Below are 25,570 nucleotides of genomic sequence, written 5' to 3'. Positions count from 1 at the left end.
AATTGGGTACCCCGTTAATTCCCTCACCTGTGCGCACAGCACGCCCCGCCGCTCCGGGCGTCGGAGGTCAGGGGCGGGGTTCGGCCACCAGCAGCAGCGACGCGGGCGCTCCGGTGTGCGGATGCACAGGTTCCCGCAGCGCGGTCAGCTGAAAGCCACACCGATGAAGCAGCGCCACCCAGCTGCCGATCGTGCGGAAGTACCAGGGGGCCGGATCCCGAAAGTCGCTGCTGAAGCCGGCCCACGACCCCTCGCGCCAGCCATCCGTGTACGGCGCGTCCGTGCTGGCGGCGGCCGGATGGAGCGTCTGCATGACAAAGTGGCCCTCAGGCGCCAGCAGCGGCGGCAGCGCGGTCACCAGCGCCTCCACCGACTCGGCGCCGAACAGGGCAAAGTTGCACACGATGACATCGAAGGCGCCGGCGTGGCGAGCGGCGAGCGCGCCGACCGCCACGTCGGCGTACGGCACCACCTCGTAGTGGGCGGGCGTGCCGGTGACCGGATGACCGGCGCGCGCGGCCTCGATGAGCCCGGCAATGGCGTCGGTACCCACACAATGGACCCCCTCAGCCGCCAAGGTGTGGCAGATCCACCCTTCGCCACAGCCCAGGTCGAGCAGCCGGCGCGGGGCAAGCGCCCGCACCGCGCCCAGCACCGCGCCGTTGGTCACGGCCACACGGCTGGCAATGTCCCCGGCGCGCACGGCCTGGGTCCATGGACGCACATTCGCCTCCCATGTCCGGAGAATCTGGTCGTCGCGGCTGGGCATGGCGGGCCACTCGGGGAGGGAGACACGAAACCCGCCGCCCCGCGAAGGGGCGACGGGTCGTCGAGAGGCGCCGGTCGGAATCGAACCGACGGTGGGAGATTTGCAGTCTCCTGCCTTACCACTTGGCGACGGCGCCGTACCACTCGGCGGCCCGTACCGGCGGCCGTCGAGGAGACGCAATGTATGGCGCCCGAACGGTCAGGGGTAGCGGAGAAGGCATTTTGCCGTATTGAATTCCTTGACAATCTTCGTTTTAACAGTAAACGTAGAAGTAAGATGAATGCCTCAACCGATCCCCGGTCGGCGGTTTGCCTCAGCAGCACCGTTTTTGCCCTGCGCGCTGCGGCCGCTCATGTGGAACGCGCCCTGTCTCGGGTGCTCGAGCCCTTTGGCGTCACGGCCGCGCAGTTCGAGTTGCTGCTCGTCGTTGACCGGCTCGCCGCGTCCGACGCGGGATGCAGCGAGCTGGGGCGACAGCTCGCGGCACCGGGCCCCGATGTCACCAGAATGCTCGACAGGCTCGAGACTGCGCTGTTGGTGAGCCGATACCGCGATGAGAAAGATCGCCGTGTGGTGCACGCAAAGCTCACCGATCAGGGGCGCGCGCTCATCGCCGCGGCCGGTCCACCCGTCGCCAACGCGGAGCAGACGCTGTTCGCCGGGCTCAGCGAAAACGAGCGTCGACAGTTGCTGCAGCTGCTCCAGGGGGTACATCGCAATTGCTCCGGCAACTCCGGCAACTCCGGTAACTCCGGGAGCTGACTTCGGGTGGGGCACTCCGATCTCCCGGCCGACCCGAACGCAAGCACCATCGCCATGCTCGGCGTTCAGGTCGACGACGGGGTCCGCTCACGCCGGCACGCCGTCGATCGCGTCGCCACATTTCTCTGATGTCACGGTCGTCCCTCCCGATCTTTCCGCTGGGCGTCGTGCTCTACCCGGGCACGGCGCTCCCGCTGCACCTCTTCGAGCCGCGCTACCGGCAGCTGCTCGCCGACGTTCGCGCCGGCGACTCGCGCTTCGGCGTGCTCACCGCCATGAGCGGGGTGGCCGAGCGCGACCTCCCGCCCGGACGCATGGGGTGCGTGGCCGAAGTGACGGAGGTGGAGATGATGCCCGACGGCCGCGCCAACATCGTCGTCGTAGGACGCGAGCGATTTGCCCTCGAGCAGTTCCTCGACAGCGAGGCGCCCTATCATGTGGCGTCCGTGACGAGCGTGCCCGATATCGCCACGGCGAATGCCGTCGCGCTCGCCGTGCGCAGCGATGACGTGGCCCAGCACTTCAAGCAGGTCGTGAAGGCGGTGCACGTCATCAACGGCAACGACGGCCCCGTACCACCACTGCCGGACGACCCCACGCAGCTGGCCTGGACAATCGCGGCCATGATCGACCTCGATCTGGAATCACGCTATAGGCTGCTCGCCGAGCGCGACCCCGCGGCCCGGCTTACCACCATCGATGCGGTGCTGCGCAAGGCCATTCCGGAACTCGAGCTGCAGGCGGCGCTGAGAAAACAGAGCTGACACGAGGCCGCCACAGCCTGGGCGTGCGCGACCGACAGCACACCCGTTCAGCGTAACGGGTTGTGCGTGCAGGGTTGTGGGCTGATGTCACGCCCACCCCACACCCTGCACGCCCGTCGGCTACGACCCGATGCGCCCCATACGCGGCTCGTGCAGTCGGCGGCCGCCCACGTACACCGTGATTGCCACCACCACGACCGCGCCCACCAGCGCGTAAGTGGCCGACGGCCCCACGCCATCGCCACCACCCGCGATCATCGGCTCGGCCACGGCATTCATCCACTGGCGTACGCTGAGATAGCGGATGGCCTGAAAGGTGTCGCTCAAGGCGCCCTCCCAGAAGAGCACGTAAATGAGCCCCACCACAAGCGAGCGCCGAGTGAGCAGCGCCAGCATCGTGAACAGCGCGGCATACGTCACGCCGCCGTAGAACACCGCCACGGTGTACGCCGTGACGATCCCCTCCGGGTCACTGAGGCCCACCGCCACGACCCCGGAGGCGAACACCGACAGGCTCGTGAGCACCCCCGTCAGCAGTGACGCGAAGAGCAACCGCGCCATCACGATCCACCAGCGGGGCGTGGTCGTGGTGACCAGGTACAGCAGCGTGCCATCGTCGGTCTCGGCGCTGAACGCACTGGTGCCCAGCAGCAGCGCAATGAGCGGCGTGGCCAGCCCCGCCACGATGGTATCGTAGCGCGCCAGCAGGAAGTCGATCGGGTCGCCTGACAGCGCGCCGCGACTCGCGAACATGAGCGAGAAGAGCACCGGCAGGCACAGCACCACCAGCACCCCCAGCATGAGCAGCGGCGAGCCCGTACGGGCCCACGCGAGGCGCATGAGCACCAGGGCCGTACGCGGGAACGACACGCGCCCGAACGGCGGCGCAGTGGAAGTGGCGACGGTGGGCATCAGCGCTGCACCAGGTAGGCGAAGACGTGTTCGAGTGATTCGTCGGTGGGCTGCACATCGTACAGCGTCACCGCGGCGCCACGCGCAGACTGCACCAGCAGGCGCGAGAAGGCGGTGTAGTCGGTCGTCCGCACAGTGAGCGCGTCGGCCCCATCCACCTCCACACTCACCACCGGCGCCTGCACGACGAGCTGCGCGGCCAACGCGCGGACGTTGCTGGCGCGGATCCGCACCGAATGCGGACGATCGGTCATGAGGCGTCGCAGCGTGCGATGGTCGCCGCTGGCGGCGAGGCGCCCCGCGATCATGACCAGAATGCGCGACGCCACCCCTTCGATTTCCTCGAGAATGTGACTGGACAGCAGCACCGCGGTCCCTTCGGCCGCGCGCGCCTCCAGCAGTTGCATCATGTGCAGACGCTGCCGCGGATCGAGGCCGTTGAACGGCTCATCGAGCAGCACCAGCCGCGGCTGCTGAACGAGCGCCGCCGCCAGCTTCGTGCGCTGGCGCATCCCCTTGGAGAAACCCGACACCGCACGGTCGGCCACCGTGTCCATCTCCACCATTTCGAGCGCCGCCCGGGCCGCCGCGCGCGGATCACGCAGCCCCAACAGTGTGGCGCGCGCTTCCACGAAAGCGCGTGCCGACAGCATGCCCGGCAACGCCTCGCGCTCGGGCACGAGCGCCACGTGACGGAAGATCTCCGGGTTGCGCACCGGCGACGCGCCGAACACTCGCACCGCGCCGCCGCTCGGGCCCATCAACCCCGCGGCCAGTTGCAGCAGCGTGGTCTTCCCGGCGCCGTTGGGACCCAACAGGCCGGTAATCCCGGCCTGCACCTCTGCCGTGACATCGTTCACGGCCACCACCTCGCCGTACCAGTGCGAGACGTGGTCGAAGACGAGCGGCGTGGCGCCGAGGGATACCGAAGGCACGCTCATACCGGTACCCGCCGCACGCGCCATACGAGTCCGGCCGCCGCCGCGAAACCCAGCGCCGTGAGCGCCGCCACGTGTACCCAAACCGAGGGGGGCGGCGTGAGTTCCATCCAGCGCTTCGTTTCGCCGAACAGCTGCATCGCCGTGGTCCGCAGCGTTTCGATGGGATCGATCATCTTGGTTGCCGCTTCCGACATCCCCGCCAGATCCTGCAGCCCCTGCGAAATCACCACCGTGCCCAGAAAGCCGCCAATCACGGCGGCCGTGGCGTACGCGCGACGCGGGGTGAGACTGGAGAGAAAGGCGCTCACCGTGCTCATCACCCACGCCAGCAGCGTGGCGAAGAGCAGCACCGGCCCAAGCTTGTTCCCCATCTTCGCGAAGGTGGCGCCCGGGTCCTTGGCCACCCCGATCTCGCCGAGATAGAGAATAAGCAGCGGGGCGAGCGCCACCAGGAACATGGCCGTGAACAGCGCCAGCAGCCGCGCCAGCGCGTAGTGTGTGCGCGTCACGTCGCGGGTGAACAGGAGGGGCAGCACGCGGTGCTGCTGATCGCGGCAGAGCATCTCCGGCGCCTGTGCGGCACTGAACAGCAGGAACAGCAGTGCCTGTGCGCCGATGACATTCGCGTAGGTGATGGGCAGTTGCCCCTGCGTGGCACCGCTGGCGGCCACACTCGCCAGCGCCGGCAGCATCGTCACCACACTCACGAACACCGGCACCGCCTTGGTTTTCATGGGGCGCCCCACGCCAAACATGGCACGGAACCCCTGCCAGTACAGCGCGCGGAACGCCCCGCGCGCGCCCTCGCGCTCGCCGTCATAGCGGCGATAGCCGAGGTCGTGAATGGTGGAATCGGTGGTGGTCATGCGCCCGCCCCGGTAAACAGATCCTGCAGATGCCCACGCCGGCGCTCGAGGCGCAGGATACCCGTGTCGGACATGGCCGCGGCGTCGCGCACGGCATCGTAGGCCGCGTCGAGCGCTGCCGGTGTGGCCGTATCGGGCAGTTCCACCAGGACGCGCTGCCGCTCGGCCTGCACCAGCAGCCCCGCCGCGGCCACCCGCGCCACGAACGCGGCCAACGCCGCCGCGTCACCATCAAGCTCCACCACCAGCGTGGCGGTTTCGCTCGTGAGTGCCCCCACCTGTTCGGCGCGCAACAGCCGCCCCTGTTCGATCAGCACGATGCGTTCGCAGATGCGCTCGAGCTCACCCAGGAGATGCGACGACACCAGCACCGAGATGCCGAACTCGCGACCAGTGCGACTCACGAGGGCCAGCATCTCGTCGCGCCCCTCGGGGTCGAGGCCGTTGGTGGGTTCGTCGAGAATGAGCAGCCGGGGGTCGTGCACCAGCGCCTGGGCCAGCTTCACACGCTGCGCCATGCCGGTGCTGTAGCCGCCCATGGGGCGATAGCGCTCCTCGAAGAGCCCCACGTGCCGCAGCACCTCGGCGGTGCGCTCGCGAGCGGCGGTCACCGGCAGGCCGCTGCAGCGCGCCATGAAGCTCACGAACTCGGTGGCGCTCATGTCGGGGGGCAGGCAATCGTGTTCGGGCATATAGCCCACCAGCGCCCGGATGTTCGCGCGCTCACGGACGACATCGTGCCCCATGACCGCGGCGTCCCCCTCCGACGGATCGACGATGCCGAGCAGGATCTTCACGAAAGTGCTCTTGCCGGCACCGTTGGCGCCGACAAGGCCGGTGATCCCCGGCTCGATGGCCACGGTCAGGGCATCGAGCGCCGTGACGGCGCCGTAGCGACGCGTCAGCGAGCGGGCAGTGATGAGCGGTGCGGCCATGCGGACCGATGAAAGACGTGAAGCCGACGATGTGTGGAATGTGTAGGGGTGGCGGTCCCAACGACAGTTTGCCCAGCGGGGTTTCGTTTCGGCGTGTGCGGTTCGTTAGATTGCCCACACTCGACAGGGGCGTCCCGTAGTGCGCGGGGCTGAGAAGCACCCTTTGAACCTGACCCAGATCATGCTGGCGTAGGGAGTCGCGGTCGCCATGGGCGCAGTTGCGGCCCGGCGCGCGCGGCGGCCTGCGTCGCCCGAGGCCTCATGCCACGACTCACACTGACCCCGGCTGACGCGCTCGGCGCACTACGCGCCGAAGCGCCACTCACCCAGTGCATCACCAACTATGTGGCGATGAACATCGCCGCCAACACGCTGCTCGCCGCGGGCGCGGCGCCGGCCATGGTGCACACCGTGGAGGAGAGTGGCGACTTCGCGCGCATCGCGCGCGCCGTGACCATCAACATCGGCACGCTCTCCCCCGCGTGGGTGCAGGGCATGCTGGCCGCCGCCACGGCGGCGAACGCGGTGGGCACGCCGTGGGTGCTCGATCCCGTGGCGCACTTCGCCTCGCCGTACCGGGCGCAGGCCGCACGCGAGCTGCTGGCGCTGCGCCCCACCATTCTGCGCGGCAACGCCAGCGAAATCCTCGCCCTGGCCGGTGGTGACACCACGGCCCGCGGGGTCGACGCGGCCGATCCGGTCATGGCCGCCGAGCCAGCGGCCCGCGCCCTTGCCATGCAGACGGGCGGCGTGGTGGTGGTGACGGGCGCCATCGACCTCGTCACCGACGGCGCCCGTGTGGCCACCATCACAGGTGGCTCGCCGCTCATGCCGCAGGTCACCGCTCTCGGCTGCTCGCTGACCTGCCTGATCGGTTCGTACGCGGCCGTCGCCGCGCCACTCGAGGCGGCGGTGGCGGCGCTCGTACTGTTCGCGCACGCGGGGGAGCGCGCTGGCCGCGAGGCCGAGGGCCCGGGATCGTTCGGGTGGCGCTTCCTCGATGCCCTGGCGGCGACCTCCCCGGCGGAGCTCGCCGCCACCGAGCGCGTGACATGGGGGTGATCGCCCCACAGCTGCGCCTCTATCTCGTCACCGACCCCGCGCTGTGTGCCGCGCGGGGCGTCGTGGACACGGTGCGCGATGCCGTACGTGGTGGAGTGACCATGGTGCAACTCCGTGACAAGGACGCCACCACAGCGGAGCGTGTGGCATTGGGGCGGGCGCTCATGGACGTGCTCGCGGGGACCAACGTCCCGCTCGTGATCAACGATGACCTCGAGGCCGCCGTCGCCATTGGCGCCCACGGCGTGCACGTGGGGCAATCGGATGTGCTGCCGCACCAGGCACGCGCGCGTCTAGGCCCGCACGCGATCGTGGGCCTCTCGTGCGAAACGGTTGCCCACGCCGTGGCGGCCGACCGGTCCGTGCTGGACTACGTTGGCCTCGGCCCCGTGTTCGCCACGAGCACCAAGCCCGATCACGCCGCGGCCATGGGGCTGGACGACCTGGCCGCAGCGCGAGCCGCGACCTCGCTGCCGGCGGTCGCCATTGGCGGCATTCACGGCACGAACCTCACGTCGGTGCTGGCCACCGGCGTGGCGGGCGTAGCCGTGGTCTCCGCCATCTGCGGCCAGCCCGATGTACAGGCAGCAGCCCAGGCACTCAGCGATACGATCGCCCGCTCCCTCCCCTTCTCACCGGAAACCCTCTCGTGACGCCCGCCCGCATTCCCAATGCGCTCTCGATCGCGGGCTCCGACCCGTCCGGCGGTGCCGGCATCCAGGCCGACCTCAAAACCTTCGCGGCCCAGCGCTGCTACGGCATGGCCGCGATCACAGCGCTGACGGCGCAGAACACGCGCGGCGTGTCGGGTGTGCATCTGGTGCCGCCGTCGTTCGTGCAGCAGCAGATCGCCGCCATCTTCGACGACATTCGCGTAGACGCCGTGAAGATCGGCATGATCGCCACCGCCGACATCGCCAGCGCCGTCGCCGACTCGCTCTCGGCATACCCCGGCGTACCGATCGTCCTCGACCCCGTGATGATCGCCAAGGGTGGGGCGCCCCTGCTGCGCGATGACGCCATCGACGCCGTGCGCACGCGCCTCGTACCGCTGGCCACCGTCATCACTCCAAACCTGCCGGAGGGGGCGCGGCTCCTTGGCACGACCGTAGCCGACACGCGCGCGGAGATGATGGCACACGCGCAAGCGCTGCTCGCGCTGGGAGCCCGGGCCGTGTTGCTCAAGGGCGGACACCTGGACGCCAACGAGAGCCCGGACTGTCTGGTGTTCGACGGTGGCGTGCACTGGTTCGAGTCGTCACGCCTGCCCACCACGCACACGCACGGCACGGGGTGCACGCTCTCGGCCGCGCTCGCCGCACAGCTCGCGCACGGCGCCTCGCTCCCCGACGCGGTGCACACGGCCAAGACGTACGTCACGGCCGCCATCGGGGCGGCACATCAGCTCACGGTGGGACACGGCCACGGTCCCACCCACCACTTCCACACGCTCTGGCAGGACTGATCATGTCCCATTCTCTCTCCAAGCAGGTCGTCGTTGTCTCCGGTGCCGGTCGCGGACTGGGTGCCGCCATTGCCGCCGCGTTCGCACGCGAGGGCGCGCAGGTCGTCGTGAATTATCGCGCCAGTCGGGCCCAGGCCGAGGCGTTGGCGGCCACGCTGGGGCCGCGCACGGTAGCGCTGCAAGCCGATGTGCGCGATGCGTCGCAGGTGGGCGCGATGTTCGATACCATCGAGCGCACGATGGGCCCGGTCACGACCGTCGTCCACAACGCGCTCGCCGATTACCGGTTCAATGGCGACGCGCGCGACACCATCGCCACGCTCACCCCGGACAAGCTGCTGGAGCAGACCAACACGGCCTGCGTGGGCGCACTCACGCTGCTGCAGCGCGCGGTGCCGGCCATGGCGCAGGCCGGCTTCGGGCGCGTTGTCACCATTGGCAGCAACCTCGTGCAGAACCCGGTGGTGCCGTACCACGACTACACCGCGGCCAAAAGCGCCCTGCTGGCCTTCACGCGAACGGCAGCGGCCGAGCTCGGGCCGCGTGGCATCACGGTAAACATGGTGTCGGGCGGGCTGCTGCGGACCACGGATGCCAGTGCGGCCACCCCCGACGCGGTGTTCGACCTCATTGCCGCCAACACGCCGCTGCGGCGTGTCACGACCCCCGAGGAGCTGGCTGATACGGTGCTCTTTTTCGCGAGCCCGTGGGCACGATCGGTGACCGGGCAGAACCTCATCGTGGACGGCGGGCTGGTGTTCGGCTGAGGGCACGTAGGTCCGCCCGCGACGTGGCGGGCGGACGCCACAGCGCCCGGGCTAAATTCCGCGCGTGTTCTCTACCTGTGTCTATTGCCACAGCGCCCTCGGCGCCAACGACGTCGTCGAGTCGTTCCCCGTGGGGCGCAAGCTCGCCTTCGACGCGGCACGCGGCCGGCTCTGGGCCGTCTGCCCGCGCTGCGCCCGCTGGAACCTCTCGCCGCTCGAAGAGCGGTGGGAGGCCATCGAGACCTGCGAGCGCCTGTACCGCGCCACCCCCCTCAAGGCCAGCACCGACAACATCGGCCTCGCCAAGCTGAGCGAGGGGCTGCAGCTCGTGCGCGTGGGACAGCCGACCAGGCCGGAGTTCGCGGCGTGGCGGTATGGCGGCGAGCTCGTGCGACGGCGAGTGAAGACATGGGCGATCGTCGGAGGGAGTTTTACCCTCGCGATGGGCATGATGGCCCTCAAGTGGATCGACCCGGCGTTGCACGGTGCCATCCCCGCCGCCGGGACGATTTCGCATCTGTTGGTCAACTACCTGGCCATGTATCGGCAGCTTCTGCGCCCCGTGGGGCGCGTGCCGTACAAGAGTGGCCTCGTCACGCTCCGACGCCCTGACATCGGCAACATCAAGCTCGAGCTCGACGACCACGAACAGTCGTGGCGCCTGAACGTGATGCACAAGAAAGGACGAACGATCCTCGCCGGTGACGAGGCGCAGCGCCTCCTTGGCAAGCTGCTCACGGTCGCCAACGAAGAGGGCGGCTCGGCCGACACCGTGAAGTCCGCCGTGACGCGGCTGGCCGAAGCCGGTTCAGCCGAGGCCTTCATTCAGCAATACATCAAGACCGGCAAGGGGGTTTTCTCCGGCTCGTGGCGCGACGGCACACGTGAACGGCAACTCGCGCTCGAGATGGCCCTCCACGAAGACACCGAACGCGTCGCACTCGAAGGCGACCTTGCCGCCCTCGAACGCGCGTGGCAAGAAGCCGAGGAGATCGCGGCCATCGCCGACAATCTCCTGATCCCCGCGTGGGTGCAACAGCGGTTCGCGGGCGCTCCCCCTCGTCGTGGGCCAACAGATGGTGCCGATACCGATCGGGATCGTTGAGGAAATCACGCGACAGCCGAGAGTGCTCGGGAGCGTGAGACGGCACGGCCGTTACCTGCGCAGAATCGGCATGAACGCCAGCTGACGCACCGTGTTGGCCGCGTCGTTATTCGTTGCCCGCCCCGTACGACCGCACGTAGTCCACGTCGAGGCGAAAGGGCCCGTCCTGCCCGTCGGCCATGTAGAGCCCCATGCCACGAATACGCGCCACATCAATGACCGGGGCGTTCACCGCTCTCCCGAAAATCGTGCTGCGAAGCGCGCTGAAGGGGACGCGCACCACCGTCCACTCGGCCGACGTGGCAAAGGGCGCCCGACGCGACACGGTGCGGCCGTAGGCGCGCACCCCGTCGTCGAGCTCCACCTCGAATTGGCGTCCACTGCCGCGGACTCGCATTTCGATACCCAGCTGACCGGTGAGATCCACGGCGCGGCGCGCCCGCACCGAGGTAAACCCACCCCCCTGCGTGACCAGCGTGCCGGTGAAGCGCAGGGCGCCCTGCTCGACCGCCACAAAGCCCGCCGAACGGCCACCCATGACACCGTCGTTGACCACGTCCCACTCGGCCTCGTCGGTACGGTCGAAGGTGAAGAGCGTGACGGGCGCGGGCATGGGCAGGGGGTCTATGGGGGCGCCCTGAGGCCCGGCGGACGCGCCGAGTACCAGCCACAGGACAGGCAGGAGCAGGAGGAGTAAGCGCATCGCGGCATGCATACAGCGAGAAAGCGGCGCCAGGCGAACCGGGTTCCCCGGCAACAGGTTGCCTGAGCCATATATATCCAGCATACATATGGCATGAAGCGTACTACCGTGTTCTTTGACGATCAGATGATGCTCCAGCTGCAGCGGGCCGCGCAGCGCACGGGCGTGAGTACAGCGTCTCTCGTGCGGGAGGCCGTTGCCATGTACCTCGCCGCTCCGGGGGCCACGTCGCCGCTGCCGTCCGTTGCCGGGCAGTTTGCGAGCGGCACGAGCGACACGTCCGAGCAGGTGGACACCCTGCTCTGGAAGGATCCGCACGGCTGATGGTCATTGCCGACACCGGACCACTGTATGCGCTGGTCGATCGCAGCGATGCGTGGCATACGCGGGTCACCGCGTGGTGGACCGCACAGGCGCGTCACGTTCGCGTGCCCATCACCGTATTGCCCGAAGTGTCCTACCTGCTACAGACGCGAATCAGCGCGCAGGCGGAGCAGGCATTCGTACGATCCGTGGCGAACGGTGAGCTGATCATCGAGCCGGTGGAGTCGGACGACGTGCTGCGGGCATCGGCTCTGATGCGCGAGTATCTCGATTTCCATTTGGGTTTCGTCGACGCAACGGTGATTGCTGTGGCTGAACGACTCGGTGCGCGCGAGATCCTAACCACCGACCGGCGTCACTTCACCGCGGTGCGCACGAACGGAAGCCGCCTGGTGTCCTTGGTGCCGTAGTCGCGTCTCAGCGGGCGGCGAACACCGCGCAATTGAAAACCGGTTTCCATGCTCGCGGTCGAGGCGGTAGCGGTCGGACAGGGTCGCCGCCAGTCTCGCGGGCGTCACGCGCAACCGCTGCGGTTGGTCAGGACGTCCGCTTCTCGAGGCGTTCAGCGATCCACACCTTGATGATCGACTGCCGTGTGACACCGAGTCTCGCGGCTTCCTGATCGAGCGAATCAATCATCCAGACGGGAAAGTCGACGTTCACGCGACGCGGTGCTTGCGTCGGGCGGCGCACTGTGGACAGGTCGAGATCATCCGTGATGTCGACCTCGCGGTCGAACTTGCGGTCAAAGTCCTTCGCCTTCATACAACGCCACCTCCTCAGCGCGCGCGCGGCGCACGGATATCAGACGAACGCGGTCATCACGATACGTGACCACCGCCGACCAGACGACGCCCGCGATGCGTCCCACGACCAGCCAGCGTGGCTCATCGGTGGTCCTCGCTCGCACTTCGAGCAGTCGGTCGTCACGCCACAGCGCCTGCGCGGCGTCGAAGTCGAAGTCGATGCCGTGTTTGGCGAAGTTGCTGGCGCTCTTGAGCGGGTCGAACTCAAACTCCACAGAACCCCCTTCTTCGGTATAAAAACTATACCTTTTTCCTGTCTCTTCAAGCGACCCACAGTAACAGACCCCCCTTCCGTGCGGCTGCGCTTGGAGCAACGATTCCTCCCCGCCCTCGCCCCCCACAGCCACGCCCGTCTGATGCCGGAGTCCCCCCTCGCGCCCACCCCCGGTCGCGCGACGCTCGCCCTGCTCGCCCCCGTCTCAGGCGTCATCGTCCCCCTCGACGAAGTGCCCGACCCGGTCTTTGCCCAACGACTGGCCGGCGACGGGCTCTCGATCGACCCGCTGGGGAGCGAGGTGGTCGCCCCCTGTGATGCCGTGGTGCGGCAGGTCCATCGCGCCTCGCACGCCGTGACGCTCGAGGCGTGCGGCCTGGAAATCGTCATCCACGTGGGGCTCGATACGGTGCTGCTGCAGGGGGCCGGATTCCACCCCGCGGTCAAGGCTGGCCAGCCGGTGCGCGCCGGCGACGTGCTCCTCCGCTTCGACATTGACGCCGTTGCTCGGCGCGCGCGCGCGCTGCTCACGGAGGTGGTCATCTCCAACATGGACCTCGTGGCCGCCTTGCGGCCGCGTTCGGGCATGGTGGTCGCGGGCCACGACGTGCTGTTCGAAGTGGAGCTCAAGACCGCCCCCAGCAGCCCCGCGGCGCCGGCCTCCGCCGACACGGCCATCACGTCGGCCCCGGTTATCGTGGGGGCGCGCACGGGTCTGCACGCACGTCCCGCGGCGGTGGTCGCGGCAGCCGCTCGGCGCTTTGCCGCCGACCTCCGGCTGCGCAAAGGCGAGCAGGAGGCCAACGCGCGCAGTGTCGTCTCCATCATGGCGCTCGAAGTGGGAGGCGGCGACACTCTCACGGTGGTCGGGCGCGGTGGTGACGCCGCCGAAGCCATTCAGGCGCTGGTCACGCTGCTCGCAACAGATCTTGATGGTGGTGCCGACGCGGCACATGGCGCATCCGCGCCCGCAGCCCCAGTGCCCATTGTCGCCCCCTCCACCACCGAGCCAGTCGCCGACGGGGTACTGCGCGGCGTTGCCGCGTCGCCGGGGCTGGCCATCGGGCAGGTCTTCCACCTGCGTCACGACGACGCCGTCGTCGAACAGCGGGGTGCCGACCCGGTGCAGGAGCAGCGCGCGCTCGAGTCGGCGCTGAGTGCCGCACATCTGCAGCTGGAAGGGTTACGGCAACGTCTCACCGAAGAAGCCGACGCCAACCACGCGGCCATCTTCGCAGCGCATCAGGAACTGCTGGAAGACCCGGAAGTACTCGACCGCGCGGCCGCGCAGGTGCGCGCGGGCGACTCCGCCGCCTGGGCGTGGCAACAGGCCTATACGTCGCAAGCCGACCGGCTTTCGGCGCTCTCCAATGCCGTCATGCGCGGACGTGCCACCGACCTGCGCGATGTGGGGCGACGGGTGCTGCACCTGCTCGTGGGCGGCTCGGCGCCGGTGGACGTCCCGGCCGACTCCATTGTCGTGGCCGAAGACCTCACCCCGTCGGATACGGCCGCGCTCGACCGCACCAAGGTGCGGGCGCTCTGCACCACGATGGGGAGCGCCACCTCGCATGTGGCCATCCTCGCCCGCGGGCTGGGACTGCCGGCGGTGGCCGGCGTGGATCCGCGCATCCTCGCGGTGCCGGCCGGCACGCGCGTGGTGGTGGATGGAGATCGCGGCATCGTGAACACGACCCCCAGCGCCGCCGACGACAGTCGCATCGTCGCGCGGCAGGCGGTGGACAGCGAACGCCGCGAGCGGGAGCTCGCCGTGGCCATGGAGCCCGCGACCACCACCGACGGACATCGCGTGGAGGTGGTGGCCAACATCGGTGCCGTGAGCGAGGGCGCGCGCGTCGCCGACGTTGGCGGCGAAGGGGTGGGGCTGCTGCGCAGCGAGTTCCTCTTCATGGACCGGCGCACGGCACCCGATGAGGACGAACAGACCACCAGTTATGCCACGGTGGCCCGTGCCTTGGGTCACGACCGCATTCTCGTCATTCGCACGCTCGATGTCGGCGGCGACAAGCCGCTGCCTTACCTCGATGTCGCCGCCGAGCTGAATCCCTTCCTCGGTGAACGGGGCGTGCGTCTCACGCTGGCGCGTCCCGAGCTCTTTCGCACGCAGGTGCGCGCCATTCTCCGGGCGTCCGGGTCCGGCAAGGTGGCCATGATGTTTCCCATGATTGCCACCTTGGCGGAGTGGCGGGCCGCGAAGGCGCTCGTGGAGCGTGAACGTGAGGCGTTGGGAGTGGCGCCCGTTCCAGTGGGCATCATGGTGGAAGTTCCCGCGGCGGCGCTCATCGCCGAGCAGTTCGCACGTGAGGCCGACTTCTTCTCCATCGGCACCAACGACCTCACGCAGTACACAATGGCCATGGATCGCACCAACCCGCGGCTCGCGCCGCAGGTGGACGCACTGCACCCCTCGGTGTTGCGGCTCATCGAGCGCACGGTGGCGGGCGCTCGCGCCCACGCACGCTGGGTGGGGGTCTGCGGCGCGCTGGCGGGTGATCTGCACGCCGTGCCCATCCTCGTTGGCCTTGGTGTCGACGAATTGAGCGCCGACATTCCGCTGGTGCCGGCCGTCAAGGCGCGCGTGCGTTCGCTTTCGTTGGCCGAGTGCCGGGAGACGGCGCGCCTGGCCCTCGAGGCGGGTGATGGTGCGGAGGTGCGGGCGATCGTTACGCAGCGTCATTCATGATGCGATACATGAGGCGAGACATGACGCGGCACTCGAACCGGAGTTTATCCACATGAGTCAGGGTCGCGCCGCCTTCGGGTGGCTGCAGAAAATCGGCAAGTCGCTGATGCTCCCCGTGTCGGTGCTCCCGGCTGCGGGCATCCTGCTGGGTGTGGGCAGCGCCAAGTTCAGCATCCTGCCGGCGGCCATGTCGAGCGTCATGGCGCAGGCAGGCGGAGCGATCTTCGGCAACCTGCCGTTGATCTTCTCCATCGGGGTCGCGCTGGGTCTCACCGGCAACGACGGCGTGGCGTCGCTGGCCGCCGTGGTGGGCTTCGCGGTCATGGTGGCGACCATGGGCGTCATGGCTCCGTTGGTGGGCTACGAGCCCAAGCAGATCATGGGCATGCCGTCCATCGAGACCGGCGTATTCGGCGGCATCCTCATTGGCACCATCGCGGCGCTGCTGTTCAATCGGTTCTATCGCATCACGCTGCCGTCGTATCTGGGCTTCTTTGCCGGCAAGCGCTCGGTGCCCATTCTCACCGCTCTTGCGGCGGTGGTGACCGGCATCGTGCTCAGCGTGGTCTGGCCGCCCATTGGTCACCAGATCGACCTGTTCTCGCACTGGGCCGCCAACAGCAACCCCGCGCTGGCCTTCTCCGTGTACGGCGTCGTGGAACGGTCACTCATTCCCTTCGGCCTGCACCACATCTGGAACGTGCCCTTCTTCTTCCAGGTGGGATCGTTCACCGATCCGGCCACGGGGCAAGTACTCACTGGAGAGATCCCGCGGTTCGCGGCGGGTGATCCCACCGCGGGCTACCTCGCGGGCGGCTACCTCTTCAAGATGTGGGGACTCCCCGCCGCCGCCCTCGCCATGTGGCGCACCGCGCGTCCGGAAAATCGGACCAAGGTGGGTGGCATCATGATCTCGGCGGCGCTCACCTCGTTCCTCACCGGGATCACGGAGCCCATCGAGTTCGCCTTCATGTTCGTGGCGCCGCTGCTGTACGCCATGCATGCGATGCTGGCCGCCGCAGCGTACTTCGTGGCGGTGGAGCTGGGCATCCGGCACGGTACCACGTTTTCGCACGGACTCATCGACTACATCGTCCTCTTTCCCAACTCCACGCGCGGGCTCTGGTTCCTGTGGCTGGGCCCCCTGTGGGCGGCGATGTACTTCGCGCTGTTCCGCACCATGATCCTCAAGCGCGATCTCAAGACCCCGGGGCGTGAAGTCGAGGACAGTACCACGGTGTCCGACGAGGCGGCGAATGCCGAGCAGGTCTCGGGCAGTGGCGCTGGAGTAGGCGGCAGTCTCGCGGCACAACTGGTGGCGGCCTTTGGTGGCCCCGAGAACATCCGCAATCTCGACGCCTGCATCACCCGGCTGCGGGTAGACCTGCACGACGTCTCGCGCGCCAGCGCCGCGGCCCTCAAGGGGTTGGGCGCATCCGGCGTGATGCAGGTGGGCGATGGCATGCAAGCCATCTTCGGGACCCGGTCGGAGAACCTCAAGACGGACATGGAAGAGTTCATGCGGACCATGCCGCTGACGTCCGCCCGCGGCCCCTCTCCTGCACCCCACGTCGCGTCGGCTGCCATCGCTGACGCACCAGCCGTCGTCATCACACACGGGCACCGTACCCGCGCGGCCGCCATCACGGCCGCCCTCGGCGGTATCGGCAACATCACCGCGTCCGAAGCCGTGGCCCTCACCCGCGTGCGCGTGGTCCTGCACGACCCGTCACGACTGCATGAGTCCACACTCACAGCCGCCGGTGTACGCGGCGTAATGCGCGTGGACGAGGGTGTCGTGCACCTCATCGTTGGCGAAGACGCCGCCGGCATCGCGGCGGCCATATTGCCCTCCGTTTCCGCATCGCGGTGAGCAACGCACAAAAGCAGCGCGCCGTGGACATCGGTGTCGACGCGCGACGCCCCGTGCGCATGGTGTGCCTGGATGTGGACGGCACCATGCTCGGTGCGTCCGGTACCGTGCGCGCTGCGGTCTGGCACGCGGTGGAGATGGCGCGCCGCGCCGGCATTCAGCTCACCATGTGCTCGGGGCGTCCGGGCTTGGGGGTCACGCGCGAGCTGGCACATCGTGTGAACGCTACCGGATGGCACTGCTTCCAGAATGGGGCCAGCATCGTACGGTTGCACGACGGGCAGTCGCAGTCGGCGGTGCTCCCCGACGACACCATTCGCATGCTCATCGCGCGCGCGCGCGAGAAGAATCGCCTGCTCGAACTGTACACCGACGCGCAGTACGTCACGGAGAGCGAGACACATGTGGCACGCGTGCACGCCGAAGTGCTCGGCTTGCCGTATGCGCCGCAGCCCTACGAATCACTGTCACCGCCTATCGTGCGCGCGCAGTGGATCGTGCCACACCACGAGCTGGACGCCCTCGTCGCCGAGCCGCACGAAGGGCTGGAAATCTCTCCGGCGATGGGCCCGGCACTCCCGGATCAGGTGTTCGTGAATCTCACCCGGCGCGGCGTGGACAAGGGGTATGCCCTGCGGGTGATCGCCGCCGAGTATGGCGTAGCGCTTCACGAAGTGATGTACGTTGGTGACGGCCTCAACGACACACCGGCACTCGGGATTGTGGGGTGGCCCGTGGCCATGGGCAACGCCGAGCCGGTGGCCAAGGCGCTGGCCGCGCATATCGTGGCCGACGTGGAGTCGGACGGGGTGGCCGAGGCGCTGGCCATGGCGATCGCCAGTCGAAGCTGACGATCACGGTGGGGTCACTACGAGTTCGCTACTCGTGCGCGGACGCCAGCTCCACCACGCGACGCTCACGCGCGGCGCGCTGCGCGGCTTCGATGACGTTCAGCATGGCGATGGCTTCGTGCACATGCACGGGCGGTGGCGCCCCGTCGCGAATGGCGGCGGCAACACCCGCATAGAACGCCGGATAGTCGCCGGCTTGTGTTGGTACCGGCGCGCTCGCGGTCTCGGTGCCAAGCATCCCCCATCGTTCGGGCGGCTCCTGGCCCCACGCGCCGCCACCCGGCTTCACTCCCGCCTTGAGCGCGGCCTCCTGCACATCGAACCCCCACTTCACCAATGACGCCACCGACCCGCTCACACGGAAGCGTGGAGTGGCCTGCGCCTCGAGTGCACTGGCGTATAGATGCGAACGCACGCCGTTCGCGTGCGTGAGCGACACGAACACGTCATCCGCTGCCGTGACGCCGGGCCGTCGCGTATCCAACTCGGCGTACACCGCCGTCACAGGGCCAAAGAGCAGCAGCGCCTGGTCAATGAGATGACTCCCGAGATCGTAGAGCAGACCACCGGCCACGCCCGGTTCTCCTGACTCACGCCAACGTCCCGTTGCCTGCGGACGCCAGCGGTCGAATCGGCTCTCGAAGTGATGGACCGTGCCGAACGCGCCCTCTGCGAGTAATGCGCGCACGGTGAGAAAGTCCCCATCCCAACGCCGGTTCTGGTAGGGTATCAGCAGCCGCCCCGCGGCGCGCGCAGCATCGGCCATGGTCCTTCCCTCGGCCGTTGTCACAGCGAACGGCTTGTCGACCACCGCGTGCATGCGGTGGTCGAACGCCGCCAGTACGAGCGGCGCATGAGTGCGATTCGGCGTGGCAATCACTACGAGGTCGATCTCACTCGACCGGTCCCACAACTCCGCCGCGGAGGCAACGACGGTAACGCCGGGATAATCGCGCAGCGCCTGCGCGCGACGACCTTCATCGCTCGTGACTACGACACTGAGCGTCAGCCCCGGCGTTGCCGCGATGAGGGGTGCGTGAAAGTACGCCCCGCCGGGACCGAACCCGATGAGCGCGACGCGGACTATCGGACCACCCCGCTCTTGCTTACCTGTTGCAGCCACTGGGAGTTGCGCGTCGGCGTACGCCGCTGGGTGGCGCCGCTGAACCACACCGCGTTCGGCGCCTCTGATCGCGCCGCCGCAATGTCCGGCCAGCCATTGCCGTCCAAATCCCCAACGGCCACGCCGTACACCGAGCCCTTGCCGTCGCCCCACGGCATGTCCGCAAAGCGCGGGACACGCGCCCCACCAGTGTTGAAGAGCACCGACCCGACCGCCTCCTGCCGCCCCACCACGAGGTCGGGCTTCGCATCGCGATTCATGTCGGCAATGGCCACCGCATAGGGCGCCCCGCCTACCGAGGGCAGCGCGACCGGCGCATCGAACGCGCGCGGCCCCGCCCCCATGTACACGAAGAGTCCGTTGCGTTCATCGCCCACCACCACATCCGTCAGGCCGTCACCGTTGATGTCGGCCGCCGCGGCGGCACGAATCTGCGATTGGGGCGGGCCAAGTGGCGTTGGCGGCTCACGAAACACGCCCGTGCCGTCGTTCCAGAAGATCAGGTTCTGGCCACCGTCGCGGTGCGGCACCACGAGGTCCGTCTTGCCGTCGCCGTCGAGATCACTGGCCACGACAATGGTGGCCGACTGCGTGGCGAGCGGCGCGCACGTGGGAAACGCGCCCGCCCCGTTGTTGAGACACACGTAACTCGGCCGCGGCGCTGCGGGGTTGGAGCTCCGGTTGGCCACGATCAAGTCGGGGCGCTGGTCGCCGTTCAGGTCGGCCACGGTCACGTAGCGCGTGTTCCACGCGGCCTCGCCAAAGGTGCCGCCAACGCGAAAGTGCCCCGCCCCATCGTTGAGGTAGATGAGCTTCCGGTCGGGCTTGTCGTTGCTCGCCACGATATCGAGATCGCCATCGCCATCGAGGTCGGCGAGCGCCGCCGAGTAGGTGCGATCGGGGGCGTCCGAGAGGGGCTGCGTGGTGAAGTGCCCCTTGCCGTCGTTGCGCAGAATCTGGTCGACCAGCGGCCAATGGCGCCCCTTGGCGAGAATCACGTCGAGCGTACGGTTACCGTCGATATCACCGAGGCTTACGCTGGCGGAGGTTTCGCTGGTCGTCTCGAGCAACAGCACGCGCTCAAAGACGCGGGGGGCGCTGGTTTGCGAGGCCACGGCGGCGCTGGCGGCCACGCACAGGCCAAGGGCCGTGAGGGCGCGAAACCCGCGACGGCCGAACGGGGGCATGGTCATTGGCAGAAGGTACGGCGCCGGCGCGTCGTCCCGTCAGTACTCGTTGAAGATCCGCTGGATCTCGCGCGGATCCTTCGTCTTGGTGAGCGCGACCATGAGCAGGATGCGCGCCTTGGTGGCTGTCAGGTGCTGCGCAACGACGGCGGGCGGCACCGGTGGTACAGGCGGCGCCGCCGGACGCGCCACGGAATCACGCGGCGCCGTCGTATCCACGCGCGCCGCCGGCGGTGGCGGTCCATCGCCGCCGCCGCCACCACCACCCCCACCGTTCACATTCTCCCCCGAGGTGAACGACGTCACCACCACCACACCCGTCTGCCGCAGCGCGCGGTACGTGGCGTTCTCGGCGGCGGTCATGCCCGTCGTAGCCACCACCACGCCCTTCGGGTTGGTGGTGAACGTCTGCCCCGTGCCACCGGGGTACGACATCGTCAGCTCGACCTTGGGCAGCGTATCCACGCCATCCAGGTCGAACTCGCTCCGTTCACCGAAGCGACGCACCGGGGCAAAGAAGAATTCCGGCCCCTGCGACGCCACCACACCCAGCATCCCCATGTCGCCGGTATCGAAGCCGCCGGTACGCTGATACAGCTTGCGCGACTCGCGCGCCGACAGAATGCGATCGTCCATCACCACCATCACACCCTTCTGTACGGCCTTGGGCGACGCGGCGGTCCGCACGGCACTCAGCAGGTTGATGGGACCATCCGGGCTGATGCCCGTGGCCGGACGCTGCGACCCCACCACCACCACCGGCTTGCTGGAGCGCACGGTGAGATACAGAAAGAACGCCGTCTCTTCCAGCCGATCGGTGCCGTGCGTGACCACCACACCAGCCAGATCGCCGCGCTGCAGCACCACGTTGATGCGCTTGGCGAGCTTCACCCACATCTCCGGCGTCACCAGTGTGCTGGCCACGTTGGAGAACTGTTCGGTTTCCACCCGCGCATAACGCGCGAGCTCCGGCACCGACGCCGTAATCTGCTCGGCGGTCAGCGTACCGGCGCGGTAGCCCCCGAGCGTACCCGGCGCGTTCTGCACACCGGCAATGGTGCCGCCGGTCGCAATGACCAGCACCTTGGGCGCGTTGGGATTGGGGACGACGGCCGCCTGGCGCGCGGCAACGCCTGTCTCAGGCGCCGGCGCGGAAGGCGCCGGCGCGGTCGATCCGGGTGCGGCCGTTGCGGGCGCGGCGGGACTCGGCACCGGGGCGGGAGAAGTACCAGGTCGCGCGCACGCGCCGATCACGAACGCCAGCAGCGCAACAGTCGGGCGACCCACTCGAATCACATGCGTCATGAGCAAACCCTCAGTTTCGCTTTGCCGGCGCCGCCACGATCATCTCCGCAATCGCCGCCCCATCCTTGCGCGGGTCCGACGCGCCCGAGTTGACCTTCGTGACGAAATGGCGCTGCACCGCTTGCCCTGCCCCCATGCGCGTGCTGGAGTAGTCACCACGCATCACGATCTCGTGCCCCATGGCCGCCAGAGAATCGCGCGTGCTCTTCGCAATGCGCGCTTCAAAGTTCACATCGCACCCGGGGAACGTTTCCTTCGAAAACCGCGGCGCATCGAGCGCGCCCTGAATGTTCATGCCGAAGTCCACGAGGTTCGCCACGAACTGCGCGTGCGCCTGCGATTGATTCCATCCGCCCATGATGCCGAAGGCGATCTTCTCGTCGCCCTTCTCCATGAAGCCGGGGATGATGGTGTGCAACGGCCGCTTACGCCCCGCAATGAGATTGGGACTCGCCGCGTCGAGTGAGAACCCGCCACCGCGATTGTGCCAGACGAAGCCGGCGTCGGCCACCGTGAGCCCCGCACCGAAGCCCACGGTGCTGTAGTTGCTTTGAATGAAGGAGATGAGGTTCCCTTCCTTGTCCACCACGCTCAGATACGTCGTACCGTTGTCCGTGCCTTCCGGCGTCCCCACCGGCACGTTGCAGTTGGCCATCGACGCGCTGATCAGCTTCGCGCGCGCCACACCGTACGTCTTGGAGATGAGCCCGCTCACCGGAATCTTCGCAAAACGCGGATCGGCGTCGTACCGCTGCATGTCGGCGTACGCCAGCTTCTTCGCTTCGATCATGTGGTGCAGCGCCTGCACGGAGTTGTGCCCCATCGCCTTGAGGTCGAACTGCTCCATCATGTTGAGCATCATGAGCGCGGCGATCCCCTGCCCGTTGGGGGGCAGCTCGTACACCGTCCAGCCGCGATACGTGGTGGAAATGGGCGTCACCCACTCCACGTCGTACTCGGCCAGGTCGGCGGCGGTCATGGTGCCACCGTGTGTCTTCGAACTCGCCAGCAGCTTGGCCGCCACATTGCCCGTGTAGAACGCCTTCGCTCCCTGCGCGGCAATCTGGCGGTACGTCCACGCCAGCTCGGGATTCCGGAACATGTCGCCCACGCGCGGCAGCTTCCCGCCAGGCAGGAACGTCTTCGCCGTGGCTGCGTCGGCCCGCAGCACCTCTTCGCTGTCCTTCCAGTACACACTCACCACTTCGCCCACCGGGAAACCGGTTTGTGCATACTGAATGGCCGGCGCGAGAATCTGCGTGAAGGGCAGGCGGCCGAAGCGCGTGCGCAGCGCCTCCCACCCCTTCACGGCACCCGGTACCGTGGCCGCGTCGATGCCACGCTGCGGCATGCGCGTGTTCCCCTTGGCGCGCAGATACTCGGCCGTGAGCGCCTTCGGCGCCCATCCCGACGCGTTGAGCCCGTACAGCGTCCCCGTCTTCGCTTCGTAGTAGATGGCGAAGAGATCGCCGCCAATCCCGTCGTTCATGGGGGCCACCAGCCCCATCATGGCGTTCACCGCAATGGCGGCGTCCACCGCGTTCCCCCCCTGTTCGAGAATGCGGGCGCCCACCTGCGACGCCAGCACGCTCTCACTGGCCACGACGCCCAGATGGGACTGGACCATGGAGCGGGACTGCGAGCGGTCCTGCGCCCCAAGGGCGCCGGCCGGCGAGGTGAGCAGCAGGGCGGCGATGGGCGCGAACGTCCGGAGCGGGCAACGGGGCATGCAGGCTCTCGAGGTCAGAGGCGTGAGGAAATGTCCGATGGAATATGCCACCGGCGCCTCCCATCTTCCGGCCATGGGACCCGTTGCCCTGATGTACCGCGTGGTCGCCGCGGCACTACTCTGCGCCAGCCTCGTGCATTCGGCATCGCCGCAGTCGGCTCGGCCGCAGTCGGCTCGGCCGCAGTTGGCAACGCCGCCGCCGCGCGCGGTGCCTGGGCTGCCCGCCACTACCATTGAAGCGGTCGTACGCTCGCTTGACCCGTCGGCCGCCGACGGGCACGACCGGCCCCTGCTGCATGCGATCATCCGATTCTACACCGGCCGGCGCTTCACCCCGGCGTGGACCGATGCCCGCGGGCTCACGGTCGCCGGCGCAGGCCTGACGCAGGCGCTGGCCACGGCCAACGACGAGGGGCTCGACGCACGCGCCTACGACGTCCAGACGCCCGATCCGCGAGACACCGCCGCACTCGCCCGCGCCGATGTGCGGCTGTCGTTCCTCGCCCTCCGCTTCGCCGAGGATCTCGCCGTAGGGCTCGCGGTGCCGGGCGCCATCCACCGCGACCACGCATTCGTCCGCCCGCGCCTGCATGGGGACTCGTTGCTCCGCGCCCTACGCAACGCAGCCGACGCCAATCGCGCCCTGCTCGCCGCGGCGCCTGCGACACCGGGCTATGTGCGGCTGCGCGAGGCGCTGCATCAACTCCGCGCCATCGAACAGCGCGGCGGCTGGGATACGCTCCCCGCCGGCCCCACGCTGCGACTCGGCATGTCGGGGGCGCGCGTGGCGCAGCTGCACCAGCTGCTGCGGCAGCGCGGCGATCTGGAGGGGGCGCACCGCGAAGACAGCACGGCCACCTTCGACTCGGCGCTGGCCGTGGCCGTGGCGCGGTTCCAGGAGCGGCACGGCCTCACCGTGGACACCCTGGCGGGTCGCGCGACCGCTGCCGCGCTCAACGTGCCCGTGCGCGACCGGATCGAGCAGGTGCGCCTCGGCATGGAGCGCACCCGATGGCTCCCCGCGGTGACGGGGAATCGGTGGATCACCGTGAATCTGGCCGACTACATGGCGTTCGTCTTCGACGATGGCCAGCCCGTGTTTGCCACGCGGGTGGTCATTGGCGACCGGAATCACAAGACGCCGATGTTCGTGGACACGCTCACCACCATCGTGCTCAACCCGGCGTGGAACGTGCCGCCCAGCATCGCCGCGAAGGAGATTCTCCCCAGGCTACGGCGGGAGCCCGACTACCTCGAACGGAATCACATGATTCGGGTGGGCGGCGACATCCAGCAGGTGCCAGGGCCGTGGAACGCCCTGGGTCAGATCGCCTTCCTGTTTCCGAACCGCTTCAACGTGTACATGCACGACACGCCGGCCAAGGCGCTGTTTGCGCTACCCGATCGTGCCCACTCGCACGGCTGCATTCGCGTGCAGCGCCCGCACGAACTCGCCACGTTGCTGCTCGAGGCCGACGGGGGGACGCGCGCCCGCCTCGACTCGGTCATCGCCACCGGCCGCCGCACGGCGGTACTGCTCAAGACGCCGGTGCCGGTGCGGATCACGTATGCCACCGCGTTCGCCGACCGTGACGGCACGCTGCAGTTCCGCCCCGACGTCTACGGGCGCGACGCCCTGTTGGCGCGAGCGCTGGTCCTCGAACACCAGCGCCCCCTGCCCGCCCCGCTCAGGTAGCCGGCTGGGCCGCGGCCGCGGGCGCCGGCGGGCGCCCCCCCCGCACACCAGCCCCCGGCCCTGACCACACCCGGAGGCGGCCCCCCCCCCCCCGCGCCCCCCCCTATGGGTGCGCGGGGGGGGCGGCGCCGGCGCCCGCGGCCGGGACCACCGCCGGAACGGAAGCCGCGGCCATTTCCACCACCGGTAGCGGCACCCCCGCCTTCGCCGCCCGCAGCTCCAGCGTTTCACGATCGGCCAGGCCGCGAATGAGCGCGTCGGCCTCACGGTTCTGCAGGTATTTCCCCTTCTCCCACCCGTCCACGATCCCCTTGGGGGTCCCGTAGATCAGCTCCGCGAACTGTGGCAGGGTGAGCCCCAGCGATTCGCGCAACTGACGGATGGCCTTGGGCGCCAACAGGTTGTGCTCCGCCCGGATATACTCGGTCGCCGACTTTTCCGCGGCGTCGCGCTGTTCAATGGTGCGCTGTTCATGAGCGCACTTCTCGCACCGGAAAAACTCGCGCGTCACCTCGGCGGCCATGCCGCTCAGCCGCATGGTCACCGTTTCCGTTTGCAGGGCGTAACGGCCCCCGCACCCGCGGTGCAGGGTCCCATCGAGGGTCGAAAGACTCATCTCGGACGTTTCGGGGACGATTCTGGAAAGTGAGGCGGTCCGATCAGTCGGCCGCACGTGCCCTTGAGGGCCCTTGATCGTCTGAAGCTCG

The 25,570-nt window shown here is 68.5% G+C and carries 26 protein-coding genes, 1 tRNA gene and 1 riboswitch; of the genes, 13 read left to right on the top strand and 14 right to left on the bottom strand.

From position 1 onward, the window contains the following. Window positions 1-67: 67 nt before the first annotated feature. Together O9271_RS04425 and O9271_RS04420 are read right to left on the bottom strand one after the other, a co-directional pair. Window positions 68-769 (bottom strand): methyltransferase domain-containing protein, encoded by a 702-nt coding sequence (locus tag O9271_RS04425; protein ID WP_298266421.1) that lies wholly within the window; start codon window positions 767-769, stop codon window positions 68-70. A 65-nt stretch (window positions 770-834) separates the two neighbouring features. Then, window positions 835-905, bottom strand: a tRNA-Cys gene (locus O9271_RS04420). A gap of 47 nt (window positions 906-952) precedes the next feature. Between O9271_RS04420 and O9271_RS04415 the strand changes: the two genes are divergently transcribed. Together O9271_RS04415 and O9271_RS04410 are read left to right on the top strand one after the other, a co-directional pair. After that, window positions 953-1,531 carry a MarR family transcriptional regulator gene (locus O9271_RS04415; RefSeq protein ID WP_298266419.1) on the top strand — a complete coding sequence of 193 codons (579 nt, stop codon included), beginning with the start codon at window positions 953-955 and terminating at the stop codon, window positions 1,529-1,531. Between the two features lie 128 nt (window positions 1,532-1,659). Then, on the top strand, window positions 1,660-2,295 hold the full coding sequence (locus O9271_RS04410) for an LON peptidase substrate-binding domain-containing protein (protein WP_298266417.1): 636 nt from the start codon (window positions 1,660-1,662) through the stop codon (window positions 2,293-2,295). A 120-nt stretch (window positions 2,296-2,415) separates the two neighbouring features. On the opposite strand, the gene O9271_RS04405 is transcribed toward O9271_RS04410, so the two are convergent. From O9271_RS04405 to O9271_RS04390, 4 genes are read right to left on the bottom strand one after another with little or no spacing between them, the layout of a single operon-like run. Continuing rightward, window positions 2,416-3,207, bottom strand: a complete 792-nt coding sequence (locus tag O9271_RS04405; protein ID WP_298266415.1) for an ABC transporter permease subunit — start codon at window positions 3,205-3,207, stop codon at window positions 2,416-2,418. Then, window positions 3,207-4,148 (bottom strand): ABC transporter ATP-binding protein, encoded by a 942-nt coding sequence (locus O9271_RS04400; protein WP_298266413.1) that lies wholly within the window; start codon window positions 4,146-4,148, stop codon window positions 3,207-3,209. The genes O9271_RS04405 and O9271_RS04400 overlap by 1 nt, the downstream gene beginning before the upstream one ends. Beyond that, window positions 4,145-5,014: an ABC transporter permease gene (locus tag O9271_RS04395; RefSeq protein ID WP_298266412.1), complete on the bottom strand. Its 870-nt coding sequence runs from the start codon at window positions 5,012-5,014 to the stop codon at window positions 4,145-4,147. Before O9271_RS04395 ends, O9271_RS04400 begins: the two co-directional genes overlap by 4 nt. After that, window positions 5,011-5,949, bottom strand: a complete 939-nt coding sequence (locus O9271_RS04390; RefSeq protein WP_298266410.1) for an ABC transporter ATP-binding protein — start codon at window positions 5,947-5,949, stop codon at window positions 5,011-5,013. Before O9271_RS04390 ends, O9271_RS04395 begins: the two co-directional genes overlap by 4 nt. Before the next feature lie 115 nt (window positions 5,950-6,064). Next, window positions 6,065-6,162, top strand: a riboswitch (TPP riboswitch). Window positions 6,163-6,210: 48 nt separating this feature from the next. Between O9271_RS04390 and thiM the strand changes: the two genes are divergently transcribed. The 5 genes from thiM (at window position 6,211) to O9271_RS04365 (ending at window position 10,348) form a co-directional block, all read left to right on the top strand. Continuing rightward, on the top strand, window positions 6,211-7,011 hold the full coding sequence (gene thiM, locus O9271_RS04385) for a hydroxyethylthiazole kinase (RefSeq protein WP_298266409.1): 801 nt from the start codon (window positions 6,211-6,213) through the stop codon (window positions 7,009-7,011). Then, a complete protein-coding gene (gene thiE / locus O9271_RS04380) occupies window positions 7,002-7,664 on the top strand; it encodes a thiamine phosphate synthase (RefSeq protein WP_298266407.1) in 663 nt (220 codons plus the stop codon). Before thiM ends, thiE begins: the two co-directional genes overlap by 10 nt. Further along, entirely contained in the window at window positions 7,661-8,476 is an 816-nt protein-coding gene (gene thiD, locus O9271_RS04375; protein WP_298266406.1) for a bifunctional hydroxymethylpyrimidine kinase/phosphomethylpyrimidine kinase, read from the top strand. Before thiE ends, thiD begins: the two co-directional genes overlap by 4 nt. Window positions 8,477-8,478: 2 nt before the next feature. Continuing rightward, a complete protein-coding gene (locus tag O9271_RS04370) occupies window positions 8,479-9,243 on the top strand; it encodes a 3-oxoacyl-ACP reductase (RefSeq protein ID WP_298266404.1) in 765 nt (254 codons plus the stop codon). A 64-nt stretch (window positions 9,244-9,307) separates the two neighbouring features. Further along, window positions 9,308-10,348: a hypothetical protein gene (locus O9271_RS04365; protein WP_298266402.1), complete on the top strand. Its 1,041-nt coding sequence runs from the start codon at window positions 9,308-9,310 to the stop codon at window positions 10,346-10,348. A 106-nt stretch (window positions 10,349-10,454) separates the two neighbouring features. On the opposite strand, the gene O9271_RS04360 is transcribed toward O9271_RS04365, so the two are convergent. Next, on the bottom strand, window positions 10,455-10,961 hold the full coding sequence (locus O9271_RS04360; RefSeq protein ID WP_298266400.1) for a CIA30 family protein: 507 nt from the start codon (window positions 10,959-10,961) through the stop codon (window positions 10,455-10,457). A 183-nt stretch (window positions 10,962-11,144) separates the two neighbouring features. On the opposite strand from O9271_RS04360, the gene O9271_RS04355 reads away from it, so the two are divergent. Continuing rightward, entirely contained in the window at window positions 11,145-11,375 is a 231-nt protein-coding gene (locus tag O9271_RS04355) for a CopG family transcriptional regulator (protein WP_298266398.1), read from the top strand. After that, complete coding sequence (locus tag O9271_RS04350) at window positions 11,375-11,785, top strand: PIN domain-containing protein (protein ID WP_298266396.1); 411 nt, start codon at window positions 11,375-11,377, stop codon at window positions 11,783-11,785. Before O9271_RS04355 ends, O9271_RS04350 begins: the two co-directional genes overlap by 1 nt. 127 nt (window positions 11,786-11,912) lie before the next feature. On the opposite strand, the gene O9271_RS04345 is transcribed toward O9271_RS04350, so the two are convergent. Together O9271_RS04345 and O9271_RS04340 are read right to left on the bottom strand one after the other, a co-directional pair. Then, the gene (locus tag O9271_RS04345) at window positions 11,913-12,140 is read right to left on the bottom strand and encodes a hypothetical protein (RefSeq protein ID WP_298266394.1); all 228 of its coding nucleotides are present in this window, start codon (window positions 12,138-12,140) and stop codon (window positions 11,913-11,915) included. Then, the gene (locus O9271_RS04340; protein ID WP_298266392.1) at window positions 12,121-12,396 is read right to left on the bottom strand and encodes a BrnT family toxin; all 276 of its coding nucleotides are present in this window, start codon (window positions 12,394-12,396) and stop codon (window positions 12,121-12,123) included. Before O9271_RS04340 ends, O9271_RS04345 begins: the two co-directional genes overlap by 20 nt. Before the next feature lie 141 nt (window positions 12,397-12,537). Between O9271_RS04340 and ptsP the strand changes: the two genes are divergently transcribed. From ptsP to O9271_RS04325, 3 genes are read left to right on the top strand one after another with little or no spacing between them, the layout of a single operon-like run. Further along, on the top strand, window positions 12,538-15,099 hold the full coding sequence (gene ptsP / locus O9271_RS04335; protein WP_298266391.1) for a phosphoenolpyruvate--protein phosphotransferase: 2,562 nt from the start codon (window positions 12,538-12,540) through the stop codon (window positions 15,097-15,099). A gap of 52 nt (window positions 15,100-15,151) precedes the next feature. Further along, on the top strand, window positions 15,152-16,972 hold the full coding sequence (gene ptsG, locus O9271_RS04330; protein ID WP_298266390.1) for a PTS glucose transporter subunit IIBC: 1,821 nt from the start codon (window positions 15,152-15,154) through the stop codon (window positions 16,970-16,972). Continuing rightward, window positions 16,969-17,823 (top strand): Cof-type HAD-IIB family hydrolase, encoded by an 855-nt coding sequence (locus O9271_RS04325; protein WP_298266389.1) that lies wholly within the window; start codon window positions 16,969-16,971, stop codon window positions 17,821-17,823. The genes ptsG and O9271_RS04325 overlap by 4 nt, the downstream gene beginning before the upstream one ends. A 28-nt stretch (window positions 17,824-17,851) precedes the next feature. On the opposite strand, the gene O9271_RS04320 is transcribed toward O9271_RS04325, so the two are convergent. The 4 genes from O9271_RS04320 to ggt are packed head-to-tail and all read right to left on the bottom strand — an operon-like array spanning window position 17,852 to window position 23,167. After that, window positions 17,852-18,946, bottom strand: a complete 1,095-nt coding sequence (locus tag O9271_RS04320) for a Gfo/Idh/MocA family oxidoreductase (protein ID WP_298266388.1) — start codon at window positions 18,944-18,946, stop codon at window positions 17,852-17,854. Continuing rightward, a complete protein-coding gene (locus O9271_RS04315) occupies window positions 18,907-20,139 on the bottom strand; it encodes a VCBS repeat-containing protein (RefSeq protein WP_298266387.1) in 1,233 nt (410 codons plus the stop codon). Before O9271_RS04315 ends, O9271_RS04320 begins: the two co-directional genes overlap by 40 nt. Before the next feature lie 33 nt (window positions 20,140-20,172). Then, window positions 20,173-21,438: an asparaginase gene (locus tag O9271_RS04310; protein ID WP_298266386.1), complete on the bottom strand. Its 1,266-nt coding sequence runs from the start codon at window positions 21,436-21,438 to the stop codon at window positions 20,173-20,175. 10 nt (window positions 21,439-21,448) lie between these two features. Next, window positions 21,449-23,167, bottom strand: a complete 1,719-nt coding sequence (gene ggt, locus O9271_RS04305) for a gamma-glutamyltransferase (protein ID WP_298266385.1) — start codon at window positions 23,165-23,167, stop codon at window positions 21,449-21,451. Window positions 23,168-23,240: 73 nt separating this feature from the next. On the opposite strand from ggt, the gene O9271_RS04300 reads away from it, so the two are divergent. Further along, window positions 23,241-24,863 (top strand): L,D-transpeptidase family protein, encoded by a 1,623-nt coding sequence (locus O9271_RS04300; RefSeq protein ID WP_298266384.1) that lies wholly within the window; start codon window positions 23,241-23,243, stop codon window positions 24,861-24,863. Window positions 24,864-24,966: 103 nt separating this feature from the next. Here O9271_RS04300 and O9271_RS04295 read toward each other — a convergent pair whose 3' ends face one another. Then, window positions 24,967-25,479 (bottom strand): hypothetical protein, encoded by a 513-nt coding sequence (locus O9271_RS04295; protein WP_298266383.1) that lies wholly within the window; start codon window positions 25,477-25,479, stop codon window positions 24,967-24,969. Between the last annotated feature and the right edge of the window lie 91 nt (window positions 25,480-25,570).

It is taken from the genome of Gemmatimonas sp., assembly GCF_027531815.1.
Taxonomy (GTDB): Bacteria; Gemmatimonadota; Gemmatimonadetes; order Gemmatimonadales; family Gemmatimonadaceae; genus Gemmatimonas.
The sequence above is the reverse complement of the archived record's forward strand: the minus strand, read 5'-3'. Positions and strand labels throughout refer to the sequence as shown.